Source organism: Enterococcus sp. AZ119, assembly GCF_050546175.1.
Lineage (GTDB): Bacteria > Bacillota > Bacilli > Lactobacillales > Enterococcaceae > Enterococcus > Enterococcus faecalis.
The window spans coordinates 1,518,946-1,539,939 of the sequence record NZ_CP172951.1 but is presented as its reverse complement, the minus strand read 5'-3'; the positions used below and the strand labels follow the sequence as shown (position 1 = coordinate 1,539,939).

Annotated in this window: 19 protein-coding genes; 17 read left to right on the top strand and 2 right to left on the bottom strand. The window is 38.1% G+C overall.

Annotated elements, in window-relative coordinates; translation table 11 throughout:
• Positions 1–9: 9 nt before the first annotated feature.
• The 9 genes from IGL37_RS07610 to IGL37_RS07570 all read left to right on the top strand — a co-directional run bounded on the left by IGL37_RS07610 (position 10) and on the right by IGL37_RS07570 (position 11,694).
• Entirely contained in the window at positions 10–951 is a 942-nt protein-coding gene (locus IGL37_RS07610; RefSeq protein WP_078126751.1) for a hexose kinase, read from the top strand.
• A gap of 32 nt (positions 952–983) precedes the next feature.
• Positions 984–2,798: a glycoside hydrolase family 35 protein gene (locus IGL37_RS07605; protein ID WP_025188927.1), complete on the top strand. Its 1,815-nt coding sequence runs from the start codon at positions 984–986 to the stop codon at positions 2,796–2,798.
• Positions 2,795–3,274, top strand: a complete 480-nt coding sequence (locus tag IGL37_RS07600; protein WP_002361968.1) for a PTS system mannose/fructose/N-acetylgalactosamine-transporter subunit IIB — start codon at positions 2,795–2,797, stop codon at positions 3,272–3,274. Before IGL37_RS07605 ends, IGL37_RS07600 begins: the two co-directional genes overlap by 4 nt.
• Positions 3,275–3,287: 13 nt before the next feature.
• Positions 3,288–4,187, top strand: a complete 900-nt coding sequence (locus tag IGL37_RS07595) for a PTS mannose/fructose/sorbose/N-acetylgalactosamine transporter subunit IIC (protein ID WP_002357253.1) — start codon at positions 3,288–3,290, stop codon at positions 4,185–4,187.
• Positions 4,174–4,983, top strand: coding sequence for a PTS system mannose/fructose/sorbose family transporter subunit IID (locus IGL37_RS07590; RefSeq protein WP_002357254.1), 810 nt, complete (start codon positions 4,174–4,176; stop codon positions 4,981–4,983). The genes IGL37_RS07595 and IGL37_RS07590 overlap by 14 nt, the downstream gene beginning before the upstream one ends.
• Positions 4,984–5,002: 19 nt before the next feature.
• Positions 5,003–5,410 carry a PTS sugar transporter subunit IIA gene (locus IGL37_RS07585; protein WP_002361967.1) on the top strand — a complete coding sequence of 136 codons (408 nt, stop codon included), beginning with the start codon at positions 5,003–5,005 and terminating at the stop codon, positions 5,408–5,410.
• A 149-nt stretch (positions 5,411–5,559) separates the two neighbouring features.
• Positions 5,560–9,534: an endo-alpha-N-acetylgalactosaminidase family protein gene (locus IGL37_RS07580; protein WP_029692963.1), complete on the top strand. Its 3,975-nt coding sequence runs from the start codon at positions 5,560–5,562 to the stop codon at positions 9,532–9,534.
• 240 nt (positions 9,535–9,774) lie between these two features.
• Positions 9,775–10,929: an AI-2E family transporter gene (locus tag IGL37_RS07575; RefSeq protein ID WP_002386882.1), complete on the top strand. Its 1,155-nt coding sequence runs from the start codon at positions 9,775–9,777 to the stop codon at positions 10,927–10,929.
• A 120-nt stretch (positions 10,930–11,049) separates the two neighbouring features.
• Positions 11,050–11,694, top strand: a complete 645-nt coding sequence (locus tag IGL37_RS07570; RefSeq protein WP_002377212.1) for a DUF998 domain-containing protein — start codon at positions 11,050–11,052, stop codon at positions 11,692–11,694.
• Between the two features lie 46 nt (positions 11,695–11,740).
• On the opposite strand, the gene IGL37_RS07565 is transcribed toward IGL37_RS07570, so the two are convergent.
• Positions 11,741–12,352: a lipoprotein gene (locus IGL37_RS07565; RefSeq protein ID WP_002382413.1), complete on the bottom strand. Its 612-nt coding sequence runs from the start codon at positions 12,350–12,352 to the stop codon at positions 11,741–11,743.
• Positions 12,353–12,530: 178 nt separating this feature from the next.
• Here IGL37_RS07565 and IGL37_RS07560 point away from each other — a divergent pair, with 178 nt between their 5' ends.
• The 4 genes from IGL37_RS07560 to IGL37_RS07545 all read left to right on the top strand — a co-directional run bounded on the left by IGL37_RS07560 (position 12,531) and on the right by IGL37_RS07545 (position 16,353).
• The gene (locus IGL37_RS07560; protein WP_010709492.1) at positions 12,531–12,983 is read left to right on the top strand and encodes a DUF2188 domain-containing protein; all 453 of its coding nucleotides are present in this window, start codon (positions 12,531–12,533) and stop codon (positions 12,981–12,983) included.
• 191 nt (positions 12,984–13,174) lie between these two features.
• Positions 13,175–14,194: a branched-chain amino acid aminotransferase gene (locus IGL37_RS07555; protein WP_002366823.1), complete on the top strand. Its 1,020-nt coding sequence runs from the start codon at positions 13,175–13,177 to the stop codon at positions 14,192–14,194.
• 135 nt (positions 14,195–14,329) lie between these two features.
• The gene (locus tag IGL37_RS07550) at positions 14,330–14,650 is read left to right on the top strand and encodes a cupin domain-containing protein (protein WP_016626986.1); all 321 of its coding nucleotides are present in this window, start codon (positions 14,330–14,332) and stop codon (positions 14,648–14,650) included.
• 62 nt (positions 14,651–14,712) lie between these two features.
• Positions 14,713–16,353, top strand: coding sequence for a peptide ABC transporter substrate-binding protein (locus IGL37_RS07545; RefSeq protein WP_033917913.1), 1,641 nt, complete (start codon positions 14,713–14,715; stop codon positions 16,351–16,353).
• Positions 16,354–16,450: 97 nt separating this feature from the next.
• Here the strand turns inward: IGL37_RS07545 and IGL37_RS07540 are convergent, their stop codons facing one another.
• Positions 16,451–17,326 carry an NAD(P)H-hydrate dehydratase gene (locus tag IGL37_RS07540; protein ID WP_010821668.1) on the bottom strand — a complete coding sequence of 292 codons (876 nt, stop codon included), beginning with the start codon at positions 17,324–17,326 and terminating at the stop codon, positions 16,451–16,453.
• 149 nt (positions 17,327–17,475) lie between these two features.
• Between IGL37_RS07540 and IGL37_RS07535 the strand changes: the two genes are divergently transcribed.
• The 4 genes from IGL37_RS07535 to purC all read left to right on the top strand — a co-directional run bounded on the left by IGL37_RS07535 (position 17,476) and on the right by purC (position 20,986).
• Positions 17,476–18,342 carry an SPFH domain-containing protein gene (locus IGL37_RS07535; RefSeq protein WP_002357267.1) on the top strand — a complete coding sequence of 289 codons (867 nt, stop codon included), beginning with the start codon at positions 17,476–17,478 and terminating at the stop codon, positions 18,340–18,342.
• Between the two features lie 172 nt (positions 18,343–18,514).
• Positions 18,515–19,003 carry a 5-(carboxyamino)imidazole ribonucleotide mutase gene (purE, locus tag IGL37_RS07530; RefSeq protein WP_033625012.1) on the top strand — a complete coding sequence of 163 codons (489 nt, stop codon included), beginning with the start codon at positions 18,515–18,517 and terminating at the stop codon, positions 19,001–19,003.
• The gene (gene purK / locus IGL37_RS07525) at positions 18,996–20,120 is read left to right on the top strand and encodes a 5-(carboxyamino)imidazole ribonucleotide synthase (protein WP_033917914.1); all 1,125 of its coding nucleotides are present in this window, start codon (positions 18,996–18,998) and stop codon (positions 20,118–20,120) included. The genes purE and purK overlap by 8 nt, the downstream gene beginning before the upstream one ends.
• 152 nt (positions 20,121–20,272) lie before the next feature.
• On the top strand, positions 20,273–20,986 hold the full coding sequence (gene purC, locus IGL37_RS07520) for a phosphoribosylaminoimidazolesuccinocarboxamide synthase (RefSeq protein WP_002357270.1): 714 nt from the start codon (positions 20,273–20,275) through the stop codon (positions 20,984–20,986).
• The last annotated feature ends 8 nt before the right edge of the window (positions 20,987–20,994 follow it).

Sequence of the window (20,994 nt, the reverse complement as noted above, 5' to 3'; positions counted from 1 at the left end):
GGCATAGCTGTGATAGTAACAGTAACAATGAATCCGTCAATTGATATCTCCTACCTATTAGATCATCTAAAGCTTGATACCGTTAATCGGACCAGTCAGGTGACCAAAACCCCTGGTGGCAAAGGACTAAATGTCACTCGCGTTATTCATGATTTAGGTGGAGATGTTATCGCTACCGGCGTTCTTGGTGGTTTTCATGGGGCGTTTATTGCAAACGAGTTAAAGAAAGCAAACATCCCCCAAGCATTTACGTCAATCAAAGAAGAAACACGTGATTCGATTGCGATTTTGCACGAAGGGAATCAAACTGAAATTTTAGAAGCTGGACCGACTGTTTCCCCAGAAGAAATCAGTAACTTCCTTGAAAATTTCGATCAATTAATTAAGCAAGCAGAAATTGTCACAATTTCTGGCAGTTTAGCGAAAGGATTACCATCAAATTTTTATCAAGAATTAGTTCAAAAAGCTCACGCACAAGAGGTTAAAGTACTACTAGATACTTCTGGTGATAGTTTAAGGCAAGTTCTTCAAGGATCATGGAAACCGTATTTAATTAAACCTAATTTAGAGGAACTAGAAGGATTGCTAGAGCAAGATTTTTCAGAAAATCCATTAACAGCTGTACAAACAGCTTTAACAAAACCAATGTTTGCGGGAATTGAATGGATTGTCATATCTTTAGGAAAAGATGGTGCAATTGCCAAACATCACGATCAATTCTATCGTGTAAAAATTCCAACGATTCAAGCTAAAAATCCTGTTGGTTCAGGAGATGCAACCATTGCTGGTCTTGCCTATGGACTAGCCAAGGATGCCCCAGCTGCCGAACTGCTAAAATGGGGCATGGCGGCTGGAATGGCTAATGCCCAAGAAAGAATGACTGGGCATGTAGACGTAGAGAACGTGAAGAAACATCTTATGAACATCCAAGTAGTTGAAATTGCTAAATAAAGAGCTTTCTTTATTTAGCAATTATCCAGTAATTGAAAGCGTTTACTAGAAAGGGTGGCAATGTGGACAGATTTGAAATTAAAGAGGAGTTTCTTTTAAATGGTCAACCATTTAAAATTTTATCAGGCGCCATTCATTATTTTCGTGTAGATCCCTCAGATTGGTATCATTCACTTTATAACTTGAAAGCTTTAGGCTTTAATACAGTTGAGACATATGTACCATGGAATTTACATGAACCGCAAAAAGGAACATTTCATTTTGAGGGAATATTAGATTTGGAGCGCTTTTTAAAATTAGCACAAGAACTTGGACTATATGCGATTGTGCGGCCGTCTCCTTATATTTGTGCAGAATGGGAGTTTGGCGGTTTTCCAGCCTGGCTATTAAATGAACCAGGACGGATGCGTTCGAATAATCCAACCTATCTGAAGCATGTTGCGGAATATTATGATGTTTTAATGGAAAAAATTGTTCCGCATCAACTTGCTAACGGTGGCAATATTTTAATGATTCAAATCGAAAACGAATATGGTTCATTTGGCGAAGAAAAAGCGTATTTACGGGCGATTCGCGATTTGATGATTGCACGCGGCGTGACAGCACCATTTTTTACTTCTGACGGGCCATGGCGCGCAACATTGCGGGCAGGCAGCATGATTGAAGATGATATTTTAGTAACCGGAAATTTTGGCTCAAAAGCCAAAGAAAATTTCGGTATGATGCAAGCCTTTTTTGAAGAACATGGTAAAAAATGGCCGCTAATGTGTATGGAATTTTGGGATGGCTGGTTTAATCGTTGGAAAGAGCCAATTATTAAACGAGATCCGCAAGAATTGGCTGAATCAGTTAGAGAAGCATTAGCATTAGGCAGTATCAACTTATATATGTTTCATGGCGGCACCAATTTTGGGTTTATGAATGGCTGCTCCGCACGAGGAACCATTGATTTACCACAAATCACTTCCTATGATTATGATGCGCCTCTTGATGAACAAGGGAACCCAACCGAAAAGTATTTTGCGTTACAAAAAATGCTTCACGAAGAGTACCCTGCGTTACCACAAGCTGAACCATTAGTAAAAGATTCTTTTGCGCAAACAGCAATTCCTTTAACCAACAAAGTGAGTTTGTTTGCGACTTTAGAAACGATTAGTCAGCCAGTGGTCAGCGTTTATCCGCAAACCATGGAACAATTAGGACAAAATACCGGCTATCTTCTTTACCGAACAAGCATTGAAAAAGATGCTGCAGAAGAAAAGCTAAGAGTGATTGACGGTCGTGATCGTCTGCAATTATTTGTCAATCAGGTACATCAAGCAACGCAATATCAAACGGAAATTGGCGAAGATATTTACGTTACACTGCCGCAAGAGAATAATCAAATCGATATTTTAATGGAAAATATGGGTCGTGTCAATTACGGGCATAAACTATTTGCAGATACTCAGAAAAAAGGGATTCGAACGGGTGTCATGGCAGATTTACATTTTATGACGCAATGGCAACAATATTGTTTACCTATGACAAGCTGTGAACAGGTAGACTATTCAAGAGAATGGCAGCCTGATCAACCAAGCTTTTACCAGTATCATGTGGAGTTAGCAGAAGTGAAAGATACATTTATTGATGTTTCTAAATTCGGCAAAGGAATTGTTTTTGTTAACCAAACCAATCTTGGTCGTTTCTGGAATGTTGGTCCGACGCTTTCCTTATATATTCCCAAAGGATTATTAAAAGAAGGGCAAAATGAGATCGTCATTTTTGAAACGGAAGGAACGTACCAACCAGAAATTCAGTTAGTAAAAGAACCACTATATAAAGAAATGAAAGAGGGATTACAATGAGTATTATTGGCGTAAGAATTGATGGACGTTTGATTCATGGACAAGTGGCAAATTTATGGGCGACAAAATTGAATATTTCCAGAATTATGGTCGTTGATGATGAGGTTGCAGGGAATGCCATTGAAAAAAGTGGCTTGAAATTAGCAACACCAGCTGGCGTGAAACTAAGCGTGTTACCAGTTGAAAAAGCTGCTCAAAATATTTTAGCAGGAAAATACGACTCACAACGTTTACTAATTGTGGTACGGAAACCAGATCGTTTATTAAAACTAGTAGAACTTGGGGTGCCGATTAAAGAAATCAATGTTGGGAACATGTCACAAACAAACGAAACACGGTCGATTACTAAGTCAATCAATGTGGTCGATCAAGATATTGAGGTTTTTAAAGAGTTAAATGCTAAAGGCGTCCATCTGATTGCTCAAATGGTGCCAAGTGACAAAGCGGAAGACTTTATGAGTTTGATAACAAAATAGGAGGGAACAAAAAATGAATATCTTATGGTGGCAGATCTTATTATTAACATTATACGCAGGATACCAAATTTTAGATGAATTACAAATTTATTCTTCATTAAGTGCGCCAGTGTTTGCAGGTCTTTTTGCAGGATTAGTGATGGGGGATATTAAAGCAGGACTTATTATTGGTGGAAGTATGCAATTAACTGTATTAGGAGTTGGGACTTTCGGGGGTGCCTCCAAAATTGATGCTAACTCAGGCACGATTCTTGCCACAGCATTTTCTGTGTCTTTAGGAATGAACCCTGAACAAGCAATCGCTGCTATTGCAGTACCAGTTGCTAGTTTAATGATTCAATTAGACATTTTGGCTCGTTTTGCGAATACCTACTTTGCACATCGGATTGATAAAATGGTCGAAGATATGAACTACAAAGGAATTGAACGTAACTTCTTAATGGGTGCCTTACCTTGGTCTCTTTCTCGAATGATTCCAGTCTTCTTAGCACTTGCTTTTGGTGGTGGTTTAGTACAAAAAGTTGTATCTGTCCTAAATGGCGATTTGAAATGGTTAGGTGATGGCTTGTCTGTTGCTGGGGCGGTCTTACCAGCGGTCGGTTTTGCAATTTTACTACGTTACTTACCAGTGAAAAAACATTTCCCTTATTTAATTCTTGGTTTCACTGTAACTGCTTTACTAGGAACAATCTTTACAAACATGCAACTTTTAGGAACATCTGTTGCGAGCGTTGTGAAAGACTTCAGTGGTGTATTTAACGCACTACCAATGTTAGCAGTCGCTTTAATTGGTTTCGCTTTAGCCGCAATTAGCTACAAAAATGGTCAAATGATTCCGAGTGGGCCAGCAGCCAAAAAAGAACATGCAGCGAATGATTCAGACGAAGGAGAGATTGAAGATGACGAAATCTAATTATAAATTGACGAAAGAAGATTTTAAACAAATTAATCGCAGAAGCTTGTTTACTTTCCAATTAGGTTGGAACTACGAAAGAATGCAAGGATCAGGTTACTTGTATACGATTTTGCCACAATTGCGTAAAATTTATGGGGATGATACGCCTGAATTAAAAGAAGTAATGAAAACACACACGCAATTTTTCAATACTTCAAACTTCTTTAATACAATTATTACAGGGATCGATTTGGCCATTGAAGAAAAAGAAGGCATTGCTGGAAAACAAACAGTTTCAGGTTTGAAAACTGGTTTAATGGGACCGTTTGCAGCAATTGGGGATTCAATTTTCGCAGCTTTAATTCCAACTATTTTTGGGGCGCTAGCTGCCAACATGGCGATTAATGGCAACCCAACTGGTATCTTTATCTGGATTGTTGCTCAAATTGCCGTGATGGTCTTCCGTTGGAAACAATTGGAATTTGCGTATCGCGAAGGAATTTCTTTGGTAACAACTATGCAACACCGCTTAACTGCCTTAACAGACGCTGCAACTTTACTAGGGGTCTTCATGGTTGGCGCTTTAGTGGCAACAATGGTTAATGTCAAACTATCATGGGCACCAAGTATTGGGGATGTAACACTTAACATGCAAAATAACTTGGATATGATTTTACCACGTCTACTTCCTGCAGGAATTGTCGGTGGCGTTTATTGGATGCTAGGTAAAAAGAATATGACGTCTACTAAAGCCATTTTTATCGTATTAATTGTCTGTGTCGCATTGTCTGCGTTAGGTGTTATTTCAAAATAAGTAAGACAGGAGAAAATCGATGAGTGAACATTTAGTTTTAGTAAGTCATGGCCGTTTTTGCGAGGAATTGAAAAAAAGTGCGGAGATGATTATGGGACCGCAAGAAACAATTTCCACTGTTGCTTTATTACCAGAAGAAGGTGAAGCTGACTTTTTAGAAAAATTTGAAGCGATTACGGAATCGTTAGAAGATTTTGTTGTCTTTGCTGATCTATTAGGGGGGACACCTTGTAATATTTTATCGAAAAAAATTATGCAAGGTGCTTCGTTTGACTTATATACTGGGATGAATTTACCGATGGTTATCAGCTATGTAAATGCAAGTTTATTAGCAATCGAAGGTGACTATGTTAAGGAATCAGCAGAAAGTATTGTGAAAGTCAACGAATTGCTGCTAAATGTTGCAGTAGATGACGAGGATGAATAATTCTGACTTGTTGTCGTAAGTAATTAAAGTTTTTAAGAGAATGATTTAGAGATGGACGTTCCAAAAATAAAAGAATTTATTTTTGGAACGCCCCTTTAATTGTTAATAATGAAAGCGTGTTCAAAAATGTTAGGGGGCTGATTTATCAGATGAAACATGGAAAAATAAAACGATTTAGTACATTGACACTATTGGCAAGCGCAACGATTTTAGTACCATTAAGTACGTCTGCAGAAGAAACAACAAACAGCAGCACTGAAACAAGCTCATCAATGGTGGAACCTACCGCAACAGAAGAAAAATTGTGGCAATCTGATTTTCCAGGAGGGAAAATTGGTGAGTGGCAAGATGTGATTGGTAAAACAAATCGAGAATTAGCAGGAGAGTCATTGGCGATTTCACGAGATGCAGCAGCAGGTAATAATGCCGTATCTTTAAATTTAGATTCCCCTAAATTAGCTGATGGTGAAGTAGAAACAAGGTTTAAATACACTGCTGGAAGCGGTCGGACGGGTGTGATTATTCGTGGTAATACCAAAGATAGCTGGGTTTTTGTAGGCTATAACGCGAATGGCAAATGGTTAGTTGAAAGCCCTAATTCGTGGAATGATTCAATTTCTGGGCCAACGTTAAATGAAGATACGAATTATTTGTTGAAAGTACGTTATGTTGGTGAAAAAATTACTATCTGGCTTAACACCACGTTGATTTACGAAGGAGAACCTGTTTTGGCCAATGGAGACAAAATTCCAACAGAAGCCGGACATGTGGGTGTCCGTTTGTGGTACGACAAAAAAATTGTCAATTATGACTATTTTAAAAATGGCCCCGTAGATAGCATTCCAGAAATTGTGCCAGAAGTGACCCAAATTGCGCCAGTCAAAGTTTTTACAAAAATTGGTGTCGCACCAAAATTACCGAAACAAGTAAAAGTGACCTATAATACTGGTAAAGAAGCCAATGAAGCAGTCCGTTGGGATGAAATCGATCCTGCTGCATACAAAGAACCAGGAACTTTTGAAGTCGACGGTACTTTGGAAAATACAAACATCAAAGCAAAAGCCAGCATTGTTGTTGCTAAAGACAATGAAGCTGAAAAAGGCGACAAAATCTCTTCCGCAGATTTAACAGCCGTGGTTGATCCACAATTTCCACGAATTATTCGCTACGAAGACCCTCAGAGTAATCAAGTGATTTTTAATGGCCAACACGAGAAAATTGACCAAGTAATGATTGATGGCAAAGCATATAAAGCAACTGCTGAAAAACAAAAGAGTGAAGCAAATCAAGCCGTTTATAACGTAGCTGTCCCAGAAATTGGTCTGCGTTTCACAACAACATTGACTGTTTCCGAAGGCCAAGAATTAGCTATGAAACTCTCAGATATTCGTGAAGAAGGAACCAAAATACACACAATTTCAATTCCAAATCAAGGCTTGATTTCTGTCAATAGTACAGATGAAGGGGCGACTTTTGCTGGCGTTGTGATGAATACTGGGACAAATGCAAATAACGGAAATAAAAATGGTGATACTATCCAAGATTTAACTACAACAAGCCAAGAAGAAACGAAAAAATATATGTATGGTTTCTTAAATACGGCGAATTATGCTGCAAGTTTTTGGACGAACGCCTATGGAGACGGCTCTGTCGATGGTAGTGACAACAATCGAATCCATAAACAAACAAAAGAAGCGGCGACTGGTTTTGTAACAACCTTGTCAAGTGGGGCATGGACCTATCGACCATTTGATGCACCGGAAGATTACACAACTGGAGAAACACCAGAAGTGAAAGTTAAATTCTCAAAAGATAGCAACGACGACAATCGGGTGGATTGGCAAGATGCGGCAATTGGGTTCCGTTCAATTATGAATAACCCAATGGGCGCGGAAAAAGTCCCTGAATTAGTCAACCAACGGATTCCTTTTAACTTTGCTAGTCAGGCGACAAATCCATTCTTAGTGACGTTAGACGAATCAAAACGTATTTACAATTTAACAGATGGATTAGGACAAATGAATTTACTAAAAGGGTATCAAAATGAAGGACATGATTCTGCGCATCCAGATTACGGTGCTATTGGTCAGCGACCTGGTGGGGAACAAGCGTTGAATCAATTAATTGATGAAGGACATAAATTAAATGCCGTTTTCGGTGTGCATATTAATGACACCGAGTCTTACCCAGAAGCAAAAGGATTTAATGAGGAATTAGTTGATCCAACGAAGCGTGGCTGGGATTGGTTAGATCCGTCTTATTTTATTAAACAAAGATCCGATGCATTGAGTGGTCGTCGCTATGAGCGCTTTAAAGAATTAAAACAAAAAGCACCGAATCTAGATTATATTTATGTTGATGTTTGGGGCAATCAAGGCGAATCAGGTTGGGCAAGTCGTCAACTAAGTAAAGAAATTAATTCACTCGGTTGGTTTACAACCAATGAATTTCCGAATGCTTTAGAGTATGACTCGGTTTGGAACCATTGGTCTGCAGAAAAAGATTACGGCGGTACAACAACGAAAGGCTTTAACAGTACAATCGTTCGTTTTATTCGGAATCATCAAAAAGACACTTGGATTATTTCCGACAACCCTTTGTTAGGTGGAGCTGAATTTGAAGCCTATGAAGGTTGGGTGGGTAAAACCAATTTTAATACCTATCGCCAAAAAACTTTTGCCATTAATGTCCCAACTAAGTTCTTACAACATTACCAAATTACAAACTGGGAAACTACAACAGCAGCAGATGGTCAAATCTATGGCACAATTAAATTAGCGAACGGTGCTGAAAAAGTGACCGTTACTCAAGCAGATGCTAATTCGCCAAGAAGCATTACGTTAAATGAGACAGAAGTTCTAAAAGGTGATGCGTATCTACTGCCTTGGAATGTCAATGGTCAAGACAAACTATATCACTGGAATCCAAAAGGCGGTACCAGCACTTGGTCATTGGATAAGAAAATGCAAGGAAAAACGAATTTACATTTATATGAATTAACAGATCAAGGGCGTATTGACAAAGGCGCAATTGCCACTACAAATAACCAAGTGACCATCCAAGCCGAGGCTAATACACCGTATGTCATTGCTGAACCTGACAGTATTGAACCGATGACATTTGGAACAGGAACACCATTTAAAGATCCTGGATTTAATGAAGCCAATACCTTAAAAAATAACTGGAAAGTTTTCCGAGGTGATGGAGAGGTTAAAAAAGATGCTAACGGTGATTATGTCTTTAGTTCAGAAAAAGAAAGAACCGAAATCAAACAAGACATCAATCTTCCTAAACCAGGAAAATATAGTTTGTATTTAAACACAGAAACACATGATCGCAAAGCCACAGTAACTGTTAAAATTGGTGGTAAAAAATATACGCGGACAGTGAATAATTCGGTTGCCCAAAACTACATTCAGGCAGATATTAACCATACAAGCAGGAAAAATCCGCAGTATATGCAAAATATGCGAATTGATTTTGAAATCCCAGATAATGCCAAAAAAGGCTCGGTGACATTAGCGGTTGATAAAGGCAATTCCGTTACAAAATTTGATGATTTACGAATTGTTGAGCGTCAAACGGATATCATGAACCCAGACAAACAAACAGTTATTAAGCAAGATTTTGAAGACACACAAGCAGTTGGGTTATATCCGTTTGTTAAAGGCTCAGCTGGTGGTGTAGAAGATCCACGGATTCATTTATCAGAAAGAAATGAACCTTACACACAATATGGTTGGAATGGAAACCTTGTTTCAGATGTATTAGAAGGCAACTGGTCCTTGAAAGCCCATAAACAAGGAGCAGGATTGATGCTTCAAACAATTCCGCAAAATATTAAATTTGAACCGAACAAGAAATATACGGTCCAATTTGATTATCAAACTGATGGTGAAAATGTCTTTACTGCTGGGACCATTAATGGGGAGTTGAAAAATAACAATGACTTTAAGCCAGTCGGTGAGTTGACTTCGACAGCAGCAGATGGTCAAACCAAGCATTATGAAGCAGAAATAATTGGGGATGCTTCAGGAAACACTACGTTTGGTATTTTTACAACAGGTGCCGATAAAGATTTCATTATGGATAACTTTACGGTCACAGTGGAATCGAAAAAATAAATTTAGTCTATCTAAGCAACTTGGTCTACAAGTTAAACGTACTTGTAGCCCAAGTTGCTTCTTTTATGAAAAGAAGAAAGGCCTAGTGCCTCATTTTTATACTGCAGAATAAACCGACACATTTTTTAAAGTGTCAGGCTTCTTTGTGTATTTCATCAAGAACGAATGGACAAACTTGCCTTTTGCCACAAATCGTTTACAATTACAATGATAGGCATAATTTATTTAGAGGTGAAGTGATTGAAGAAATACAATGTTGATTGGAATTACTGGGTTGTCCGCTTTTTATTTGTAATGGCGCTGATTGTTGGCTATTTATTAATCACGAATTATCAGCACTTTGTCCATAGCGTTTCGGGTTTGTTAGGCATCTTATCCCCATTCATTACTGGGTTCGTGATTGCTTATTTATTGAGTGGAAGTCAAAAAAAAATCGAGGGATTACTAGAAAGAGTACCTTTACCAGTCGTTAAAAAAGCGAAACACGGCTTGAGTGTACTCCTTTTGTACCTGATTATTTTGTTTATTTTTGTTTTGACATTAAACTATATCGTTCCGCTACTCATTAGTAATTTAGTAGATTTAGCAAACTCTTTACCCACTTTTTATGATCACATGGTTCAGTTTGTGATGAGTTTAGAAGATAAAGGGATTTTAAAAACAGCCGCGATTGAAAAATATTTAAATAGTGTCCTTAAAGATTTGTCGCCGGAACGTTTTTTAAATCAATGGACACAAGCGTTATTTTCATTAGGAACGTTGACTAAAAATGTTTCCTCATTCTTTTTAAATGCATTTTTAACGTTGATTATCTCAATATATGCGCTGGTATTTAAGCAATCTATTTTGACATTTGTTGAAAAGGCTGCCCACAAATTGCTGTCTGAAAAAGTGTACAAGCAAACACAAACCTGGTTAAATACAACGAATAAAATTTTCTATAAATTTATCAGTTGCCAATTTCTTGATGCCTGTATAATTGGCGTTTCATCAACGATTTTGTTAAGTATTTTGAATGTGAAATTTGCTGTGACTTTGGGGATTTTATTAGGTATTTGTAATATGATTCCTTATTTTGGTTCGATTTTTGCGTCAATTGTTGCTGGTGTGATTACGCTTTTCACAGGTGGTGTTACTCAAGCCATTACGGTGTTACTAGTTTTATTAATTTTACAACAAATTGACGGCAATATTATTGGTCCTCGAATTATGGGAGATGCCCTAAATGTCAATCCGATTTTAATTATTGTTTCAATCACGATTGGGGGAGCGTACTTCGGCGTCTTAGGGATGTTTTTAGCAGTTCCTGTTGCTGCAATCATTAAAATTATTGTCTCGGAGTGGCTAAATGAATCAAAAGAAAATGATAAGATTGTAGATTCTATTGAATCCTAAAGTAAAACTTTTCGTCTCGCGTTGACGAAAAGTTTTTTAGTGAGAAAGAAAGTTTCATTATTTGGAATTTTTGATATGCTATACTTGAAGTAAATAGAAAATCAAAATTGAGGTGAATAGATGCAGTTTTTAAAAAAATATGGCGGCTATTTTTTAGTTTTAGGGGTCTTACTTGATTTTTTTACACCTTATTATGTCGGATTCAAAGATCAAGGTTACAATCAATTGACAGAAGTAATTAGCTTATTAGGTGATGTGAATAGTCCAGTTAGGGAAAACTTTAATCGGTTAACTATCATTGCGGGAATGTTGATGTTAGCAAGTTTACCTAGGATATATGCTATTTTTTCCAGAAAAACGAAAAAAGGGGCTTGGTTAGTAGTGGCAATGATTGGCGCTTATGGTTTATTTGATTGTATTTTCAGTGGGCTCTTCAGCGTAGACACTTCAAGCGCTGGCACAGTTGCTGCCGCGCTTCATAACGGAGGATCAGCAGTCGGTTATACAGGCTTTTTGTTGTTATCAGGCGTCTTAACCATTATCTACAGTAAATACGGTTCGCAAAAAAATAAAAAACTTTTTGGCTTTTTGTTTATTTTATGTATGCTTGCAGCCGGCTTATATGGCTTAGCAAGGATTCCACAGCTACAACAGGTAAAACCATTTAATTATTTAGGCTTATGGCAAAGAGTGAGTTCATTTTGTAATTATCTACCAATGCTGGCACTGTGTTTACAAACTAAAACCAATGACAAATTTGATTGAACATTTGTCATTGGTTTTTTACTAGTTAAAATTGTCTGGTAATAACTTAATTATTGGCTACGGTGACTTCACCAGTAACAGTGGCACCATCTTTTTCTAAGTCAGCAGAATCTTTGTATTCTTGTTTATCAAAAGTAATATTGCCATTAACTTTGGTACCATTTAAAGTAAAGCCATTTGCTTTCACCTCAATATCACCTTTGACAGTCCCGTGAACGATGTTGAAATTTTCAGAAGAAACGATTAGCTTAGGAACCGTGATTTCATATTCAGCAGTTACTTTTTTATTATCATCTTGGGAATAAAGTGCTAATTTACGATAGACATCGTTGGAATCTTTCCCCTTATCATGGAAAGTACCAGCAACTGTTACCTCTTTATCAAAAGTGACATTGTCAGTAGCTGCGACAATCCAATTTCCTTTATCACTTAACGCCATTTCGAGCTCTTCAGGCTTGGCACTAATTGAAGCACCAGAGACTACTTCTGTACTTGAATTAGCTGTTTCTTTGCTACTAGAACTACTATCTGTTTTTTTATCAGATGAACAAGCACTAAGCAACACAAGAGCAGCAGTTGCCGTCAAAACAGTGGTGAGTACTTTAGACATTTTCATGAAAATCCCTCCAAAAAATTTATTTATTTCTTCCTTTATCATAACTGATTCAAAGGGAAATGAGTAATCATACACTCAAAGATTGAGAAGTTTGGCCGACGGGAAATTAGGTTTATTCTCTCAAGAATGTTCAGGAAATATTCAAAGTAATCATTTCTTTTTCAAATGTTCCTTTTCTGTAGTAAGCTAGTAATAGACAGAATTTAAGGAGGAGATTTTGATGCCTTGGAATATGAATGATTATCCTACATCAATGAAAAATTTAGCACCTTTGATTCGGAAAAAAGCGATAGATATTGGCAATGCGTTGCTTGCGGATGGCTACCCTGATGATCGCGCCATTCCAATTGCGATTAGTCAAGCGGAGAAATGGTATCAAGAGGCAAGTGCAGCAGACAAAAAGGCCTTCGAACAAGAAGCAAATCCTACGAAACAAGATTCGCATAAACAGGATAAACATGCGGGAAAATTATTAACGGCGGCTGTCAACGTTAAATATAAAGACGGCCAATGGTTGGTGATTTCAGACAGCGCTGAAAAAGCAAGTAATACATTTACCCACAAACAAGAGGCGGTTGAACGAGCTCAAGAAATTGCTCGGAATAAGCAAACAAAGCTGAAAATCTATAAGCAAGATGGTACGTTACAAGAAACCAAAGAATATACTGAATAATTTTTCGAAACCTTGATATTCCGTTGCAATTCAAGAAACGGTTATCAAGGTTTTTTTTGCGAGGGAGAAATGGACAAGTAAGAAAAAATAACAAAAGTTAAGAATGAGAATAAGACTTGCTTTTCTAGTTTTTGGTGGGTACAATTACACTAATTAAGATAAAAAATCAAAATAATTGAGGTGCTACGACAATGGAAAAAGCCAATCTTGATTGGAATAATTTAGGATTTTCTTACATTAAAACGCCCTTTCGTTATATTAGTTATTGGCGAGATGGCAAGTGGGAAGAAGGCACGCTAACAGATAACAATCAGTTAACGATTAGTGAAGGTTCGCCTGCTCTACATTATGGCCAACAATGTTTTGAAGGATTAAAAGCGTATCAATGTGCAGATGGTTCTGTCAATTTGTTTCGTCCAGATGAAAATGCCAAACGGCTACAAAAAAGTTGTGCGCGTCTACTGATGCCACAAGTACCAGTAGAAACCTTTGTTTCTGCATGCCAAGAAGTGGTGAAAGCCAACCTTGCTTATTTACCGCCATATGGAACGGGCGGTACGTTGTATCTTCGCCCTTATATGATTGGTGTCGGCGATAATATTGGCGTAGCACCTGCCAAAGAATACATTTTTTCTATTTTTTGCGTGCCGGTTGGTTCCTATTTTAAAAATGGTTTAGCACCAACGAACTTTATTGTTTCTGACTATGATCGAGCGGCGGGTCGAGGAACTGGGGCCGCTAAAGTGGGGGGCAATTATGCAGCTAGTCTTTTACCAGGTGCAGAAGCACATGAGAAAGAATTTAGTGATTGCATTTATTTAGATCCGTATACGCATACGAAAATTGAAGAAGTTGGTGCAGCCAATTTCTTTGGCATAACCAAAGATGGTACTTTTATTACGCCGAAATCAGCGTCTATTTTGCCAAGTATTACTAAATATTCATTATTGACGCTAGCAAAAGAACGTTTAGGGATGACGGCGCTTGAAGGAGACGTTTACATTGATCGATTAGCGGACTTCTCCGAAGCGGGTGCTTGTGGCACAGCGGCGATTATTTCTCCTATTGGTGGGATTCAAAACGGCACAGATTTTCATGTATTTTATAGTGAAACGGAAGTTGGACCAGTGACTAAGCAACTATATGATGAACTGGTTGGCATACAGTTTGGTGACAAAGAAGCGCCAGAAGGTTGGATTGTAAAAGTTTAAAGAGACAAAAAAGAGAGAATTCATGCTCTCTTTTTTTTTGTGTAGAATATTCAGAATTTTCTATAAAAAGATTGACTTTGATTCTATTTAAAGGAATAATGGAAGATACAAGATTTAAAAAAGGAGGGAAAGCTATTGCTTATTAAATCAGCAGAATCAGAAGAAATGACGATTTTTTTTGATAAAGAAAACCAACCAAATGCACAAGTTCAAATGGGCGTTATTACATTACAACCTGGTGAAAAACGGCCTTTAGCTGGATATGCTCGCCATGAACAGGATGAATATTCTTATGTGATTTCTGGCGAAGCACATACGATTTTAGAAGATGGTCAAGACTTAGTTGGAAAAGCTGGACAAGCCCAATTAATTGAAGCTGGTGAGGGGCACATTAATTATAATGATGGGTTGGAGCCAGCGGTCGTTGTCTGGATGCTTGTGGAAAGGACAAAATAAAAGGGGAGCTGTCTTTCTGTAAGTAAGAGCATAAAAAAATGAAGAGTTATAGGAGAAAGAAGATGAAAAAGTATTTAAAAATCATAATGGTTTGTATTTTATTGGTAGGATTTTTAGCTGGGTGTACCAATAAAAATGAAAATAAAAAGAAACAGAAAAATACCAAAGAAGCCGTTCAACTGATGTCACCTTCAGAATTAACAACGCTCAACACCTCTGTATTATTGGATTTTCCAGATGCTATTGTCCAAACAGCAGCGTTTGAAGGGTTATATAGTTTAGATGAACAAGACCAATTGGTACCAGCCGTAGCAAAAGCATTGCCGACGATTTCAGAAGATGGAAAAACCTACACGATTTCTTTGAGAAAAGAAGCGGTTTGGAGTAACGATGATCCTGTCACGGCACATGATTTTGAATATGCTTGGAAAAAAATGATTGATCCTAAAAACGGCTTTGTCTATAGTTTCCTCATCGTTGAAACAATTCAAAATGGTGCAGAAATCTCAGCTGGGAAATTAGCACCCAATGAACTAGGTGTCACAGCTGTGGATGATTATACATTAAAGGTGACGCTCAAAGAGCCAAAACCGTACTTTACGTCCTTGTTAGCTTTTCCGACATTTTTCCCGCAAAATCAAAAAGTAGTCGAACAATTTGGTGCGGACTATGGAACTGCTAGTGATAAAGTCGTCTATAATGGTCCGTTCGTGGTAAAAGATTGGCAGCAAACAAAGATGGACTGGCAACTAGCAAAAAATAATCGCTATTGGGATCACCAGAACGTGCGCTCAGACATTATCAATTATACGGTTATCAAAGAAACATCTACCGCATTGAATCTTTTTGAAGATGGACAATTAGATGTGGCTACACTAAGTGGTGAATTGGCGCAACAGAATAAAAATAATACGTTGTATCATTCGTACCCAACAGCGACAATGAACTATTTGCGCTTAAATCAAAAACGGAAAGGGCAAGCAACGCCGCTTGCAAACGAAAACCTGCGTAAAGCGTTGGCTTTAGGCATAGATAAAGAAAATCTAGTCAATAATATTATTGCAGATGGTTCTAAAGCGCTACATGGTGCGATTACGGAAGGCTTTGTGGCGAATCCCACAACGGGCCTCGATTTTCGTCAAGAAGCAGGTAATTTAATGGTTTATAACAAAGAAAAAGCGCAAAGTTATTGGAAAAAAGCACAAGCAGAATTAGGAGAAAAGGTTAACGTTGAATTGATGGTAACAGATGATGGTTCTTACAAAAAAATTGGTGAAAGTTTGCAAGGCTCGCTACAAGAACTGTTTCCTGGTTTGACAATAGAGCTAACCGCATTGCCGACCGAAGCTGCATTGAACTTTGGGCGAGAAAGTGATTATGATTTATTCTTAATTTACTGGACACCAGACTATCAAGATCCTATTTCTACCCTGATGACTTTATACAAGGGCAATGATCGCAATTATCAGAACCCTGTCTATGACAAATTATTAGATGAAGCAGCCACAACCTATGCCTTAGAGCCAGAAAAAAGATGGGCGACACTGATTGCAGCTGAAAAAGAAGTGATTGAAACGACTGCTGGCATGATTCCACTTAGCCAAAATGAACAAACAGTCCTGCAAAATGATAAAGTCAAAGGCTTGAATTTTCATACCTTTGGCGCTCCATTAACGTTAAAAAATGTTTATAAGGAAAAATAAAAAGAGAGCCTGGGCTGAAAATCGCTTTTGATTTTCGGCCCAGGCTTAAATCCTGCTTTTTAACCCAAAATTTGTCACCATTTAGCCTTTTCGGGTTTTATCTCGAACGCTTCTGTTCTAATAGTTCAGAATCAGGTGCAGTGTGGGGCTGGGCATATTTTTTCATATATGTCGGCAAGGCTTGACTAATCTTCGTTGGTAAAACAACATAGTCAGTTTTGGCCAAATCATCTCCAATGAGACTGTGTAAGTAGACGGCGCCAGCAATGGTTTCAATTGTCGGCTTAAACTGAGCTAAAAAACCAGCAATGATGCCAGCCAAGGTATCCCCAGTTCCGCCAGTAGCCATCCCAGGGTTGCCGCCTGTATTTTGAAAAGGTTCTCCTGCGTGGAAAATTGTGGTGTGATGACTTTTTAAAACAATCGTACTGCCTAATTTTGCTTGTTGGCGCTGGTTATTTGCCAGTGTTTGTTGCTCGATAGGTAAGTGACTCAAACGTTGCCATTCCATTTGATGAGGTGTGAAAACAACTTTTTCAGGATAGGTAAGGGAAAAATTACCTTGGCTAAACAGGGTAATTGCTGAGCCATCGATAATTAACCATTGTTGTTTTTGATGTTGGGCGAGTACCATCTTTAATATTTGTTGTGCAGTAGCATCTAAGCCTAAACCTGGACCAATTAAAATAACCTCCGCTTGCTCTACGACGTCCGTCAGAAGGGCTGTTTCTTCAAAGCCCACGACCATCGCTTCTGGGCATCTTGCATGTAAAGGCCCGTGATTTTTAACATCAGTAATCACAGTGGTGAGACCAGCGCCACTATTGATACACGCTTCGGTACTCATGATGATGGCTCCGCCGTATTGACGGTTTCCTCCGATTAATACGACACGCCCAAAATTGCTTTTATAAGAGTCGGAGGGGCGTTGAGTGATGACTTCCTCTAAAATGTCCTTGCTTAAATAGCGCATTCTATCACTCCTTTTCTTGGGATTTCTTTGTTCTCAGTATACTACAAGAGCCCCGAAAAAATCAGTTTATTTAATGTTAAAAGTTACTCTATTGAAGGCAATGAGGTGTATAATAAGGACCAGATAAATGAGTTAGGAGAGTGAAACAGATGGAAGAGAAAAAAACATTTTATATGAGTGGCTACGTAGGAATTGCGAGCTTATTAGTTATTTTAATTGCGGGAATTGGTTTATTTATTTATGGAGCAAGTCATACCAATGGAGTTCTTGTTGTTTTAGGTATTATTTTGTTAGTTGGGGCTATTTTATTTTTAAGTTCCTTAACCATTGTTAGTCCCAATCAGGCGAAAGCTATTTTATTTTTTGGTCGCTACTTAGGTACGATTAAAGAAAATGGGTTGTTTATTACCATTCCATTTACGCAAAAAATGAACATTTCTTTGAAAGTGCGAAATTTCAATAGTTCTCTATTAAAAGTCAATGACTCTGACGGGAATCCAATCGAAATCTCTGCGGTCATTGTTTTTCGGGTAGTCGATACAGCTAAGGCGTTATTTAATGTCGATTATTATCAAGACTTTGTGGAAATTCAAAGCGAAACGGCAATCCGGCATGTAGCAACACAATATCCTTATGACACTTTTTCAGATAATGATGTAACTCTGCGAGGAAATACCGAACAAATTTCCGAGGAGTTAACCAAAGAATTGCAAGAACGCTTAGCAGTGGCTGGTGTAGAGGTTATCGAAACACGGTTGAATCATTTAGCTTATGCAACTGAAATTGCTAGCTCCATGTTGCAAAGACAGCAAGCAAAAGCAATCTTAGCGGCTCGACAAACAATTGTTGAAGGTGCGGTAAGCATGACACAAATGGCCTTAGAACAGATTGAAGAAGGGCAAGAAATTAATTTTACCGATGAACGAAAAGTACAACTTATTAATAATTTACTAGTCTCAATCATTACTGATAAGGGCACACAACCAGTTATTAATACAGGCGACGTTTCTTCTTAAAGAGGAAGCAACGCTAAAAATAGCAAAAAAGAGTCATCTTTCCGATGACTCTTTTTTTGATAAACACGAACATTATATAATTTTAATCTATAATATTTCGGTTTTTCTTTGACATCTCTTTTTCTCATTGTTAGAATAACAGTGAAAAAAGGCGGAAGGAGTTATTACATTCATGAAACCATTAGTCGCTGTGATTATGGGAAGTACCTCAGACTGGGCAACGATGAAAGCTGCTTGTCTTGTGTTGGAAGAGTTGGAAATTCCTTATGAAAAACGAGTGATATCAGCACATAGGACCCCTGATTTGATGTTTCGTTTTGCAGAGGAATCACGAACAAAAGGATTGAAGGTTATTATCGCTGGCGCTGGTGGAGCGGCCCATTTACCAGGGATGGTAGCTGCAAAGACAACCTTACCTGTCATTGGTGTTCCAGTTAAAACACGAACATTAAACGGTATTGATTCACTGTTGTCTATTGTGCAGATGCCAGGGGGAGTTCCTGTAGCAACAACTGCGATTGGCTCAGCAGGTGCTACCAATGCTGGGTTATTAGCTGCAGAAATACTAAGTATTGATGATTTACAGTTAGCAGAAAGAATCCAAGCAAGACGACAATCATTGGAAAAAGCGGTTATGGAAAGTGGGGAACAACTTGAATAAACCTTTAAAAGTCGGAGCAACTATTGGCATTATAGGTGGGGGACAGTTAGGGCGAATGCTAGTCATGAGTGGTAAAAAAATGGGTTTCCAAATGATTGTGTTGGACCCAACGCTCAATAGTCCAGCTGGTCAAGTAGCTGACCGTCAAATTGTGGCAGCCTTTGATCAGACACCTGCTTTAACTGAACTAGCAGAGTTATGCGATGTGATCACCTATGAATTTGAAAATATTGAAGTGGCCTCCCTAGAAAAGGCCATTCCACTAGAAAAGTTGCCACAAGGAACAGAATTGTTAAAAATTACTCAAAATCGATTGCTTGAAAAAACGTTTCTTCAATCGATTGGCTGTAAGATTGCCCCTTTTGCGGAAGTAAAAAGTCAGAAAGAGCTGCCACAAGCAACAGAAAAGATTGGTTTTCCATGTGTCTTAAAAACTATTCAAGGTGGATACGATGGAAAAGGACAAGTCGTCTTAAAATGCGAAGAGGATTTCTCCCAAGCGACTGAATTATTAGCTAACGCCACTTGTGAATTAGAAAAGTGGGTGCCTTTCACTAAAGAACTTTCAATCATCGTTGCAGGGAATAAGCATGGTTACCAAAGCTTTCCTGTATCTGAAAACATTCATCGAAAGAATATCTTGCATGAATCAATTGTGCCCGCTCGAATTTCTGAGAATGTGCAACAAAAAGCAGCGGAATTGGCGCAACACATTGCTGAGGAATTAAATTTATCTGGGGTTTTAGCTATCGAACTGTTTTTAACGGATTCAGAAGAGTTGTACGTCAATGAATTAGCGCCACGGCCTCATAACTCAGGTCATTACTCTATTGAAGCTTGCTCATTTAGTCAATTTGATGCGCATATTCGAGGGATTAGCAATTGGGGCATTGGGTTACCCCAGTTACTTCAACCAGTGGTTATGGTGAATCTCTTAGGTGAACACTTAGAAAAAAGCTACCAGTTATGCACGTCAAAACCCACTTGGCAAGTCCATTACTATGGAAAAGCCGAATCAAAAGTTGGCAGAAAAATGGGCCACGTCACCATTACAACACCTTGTTTATCAGAAACGTTAAAGGAAATTGAGACTGTTGGTATTTGGAATGTAACTTAATAAATGCTTGCTCCAAGCAAGTTTTTTATTTTTACATTCGATAAACACGAACGATTATTGTTTTTTTTGTAACTAATGTAAGTCTTTGTCTGATGTAAATCGGCTGGCTTAGAAAGAATAGGGTTCATGAAGCTAACGAGAAGAGGGAAAGAATGGAAAAGAAAGCACTTGTGTATACAGGAAAAGCGAAGAAGTTGTATCAAACAGAAAATGCAGCGGTTCTTTTTGTGGAATATCTTGATCAAGCAACAGCTTTAAACGGTCAAAAAAAAGACAAAGTTCTTGGGAAAGGCGCTTTAAATAATCAAATCACTAGTCTAATTTTTGAACATTTACAGCAACAGAAGATTCCCAATCATTTTATCAAAAAAGTATCTGAACACGAACAATTAATTCAGGCCGTAGAAATGATTCCTTTGGAAGTTGTCGTACGTAATTATGCGGCAGGAAGTTTTTCAAAACGTTTAGCGATTGAAGAGGGCACTAAATTAGTGACGCCCATTATTGAATTTTATTACAAAGAAGATCGTCTGGATGATCCTTTTATTAACGAAGACCATATTCAATTTCTAAAAGTAGCCACTCCTGCTGAAATTGTGGAGATTAAAGCATTGGCTTTACAAATTAATCAGGCGCTTAGTCAACTCTTTCAACGCCTCAATATTTGTTTGATCGATTTTAAAATCGAGATTGGTCGGACGAAGGCCAATCAATTGTTACTGGCAGATGAAATTTCTCCAGACACCTGTCGTCTATGGGATTTAAACACAAACGAACATCTGGATAAAGATGTTTATCGCCGTGAATTAGGAGAAATAGTTCCTGTATATGAAGAAGTTTTACAACGTTTACTAACAGCTAATTGAGGAGGAAG

Excerpts from the sequence above, each read along its gene's own strand:
- IGL37_RS07600 (WP_002361968.1), top strand. The coding sequence starts at position 2,795 with ATGAGTATTATTGGCGTAAGAATTGATGGACGTTTGATTCATGGACAA.
- IGL37_RS07595 (WP_002357253.1), top strand. The coding sequence starts at position 3,288 with ATGAATATCTTATGGTGGCAGATCTTATTATTAACATTATACGCAGGA.
- IGL37_RS07590 (WP_002357254.1), top strand. The coding sequence starts at position 4,174 with ATGACGAAATCTAATTATAAATTGACGAAAGAAGATTTTAAACAAATT.
- IGL37_RS07585 (WP_002361967.1), top strand. The coding sequence starts at position 5,003 with ATGAGTGAACATTTAGTTTTAGTAAGTCATGGCCGTTTTTGCGAGGAA.
- IGL37_RS07580 (WP_029692963.1), top strand. The coding sequence starts at position 5,560 with ATGAAACATGGAAAAATAAAACGATTTAGTACATTGACACTATTGGCA.
- IGL37_RS07570 (WP_002377212.1), top strand. The coding sequence starts at position 11,050 with ATGCAGTTTTTAAAAAAATATGGCGGCTATTTTTTAGTTTTAGGGGTC.
- IGL37_RS07565 (WP_002382413.1), bottom strand. The coding sequence starts at position 12,352 with ATGATAAAGGAAGAAATAAATAAATTTTTTGGAGGGATTTTCATGAAA.
- IGL37_RS07560 (WP_010709492.1), top strand. The coding sequence starts at position 12,531 with ATGCCTTGGAATATGAATGATTATCCTACATCAATGAAAAATTTAGCA.
- IGL37_RS07555 (WP_002366823.1), top strand. The coding sequence starts at position 13,175 with ATGGAAAAAGCCAATCTTGATTGGAATAATTTAGGATTTTCTTACATT.
- IGL37_RS07545 (WP_033917913.1), top strand. The coding sequence starts at position 14,713 with ATGAAAAAGTATTTAAAAATCATAATGGTTTGTATTTTATTGGTAGGA.
- IGL37_RS07540 (WP_010821668.1), bottom strand. The coding sequence starts at position 17,326 with ATGCGCTATTTAAGCAAGGACATTTTAGAGGAAGTCATCACTCAACGC.
- IGL37_RS07535 (WP_002357267.1), top strand. The coding sequence starts at position 17,476 with ATGGAAGAGAAAAAAACATTTTATATGAGTGGCTACGTAGGAATTGCG.
- purE (WP_033625012.1), top strand. The coding sequence starts at position 18,515 with ATGAAACCATTAGTCGCTGTGATTATGGGAAGTACCTCAGACTGGGCA.
- purC (WP_002357270.1), top strand. The coding sequence starts at position 20,273 with ATGGAAAAGAAAGCACTTGTGTATACAGGAAAAGCGAAGAAGTTGTAT.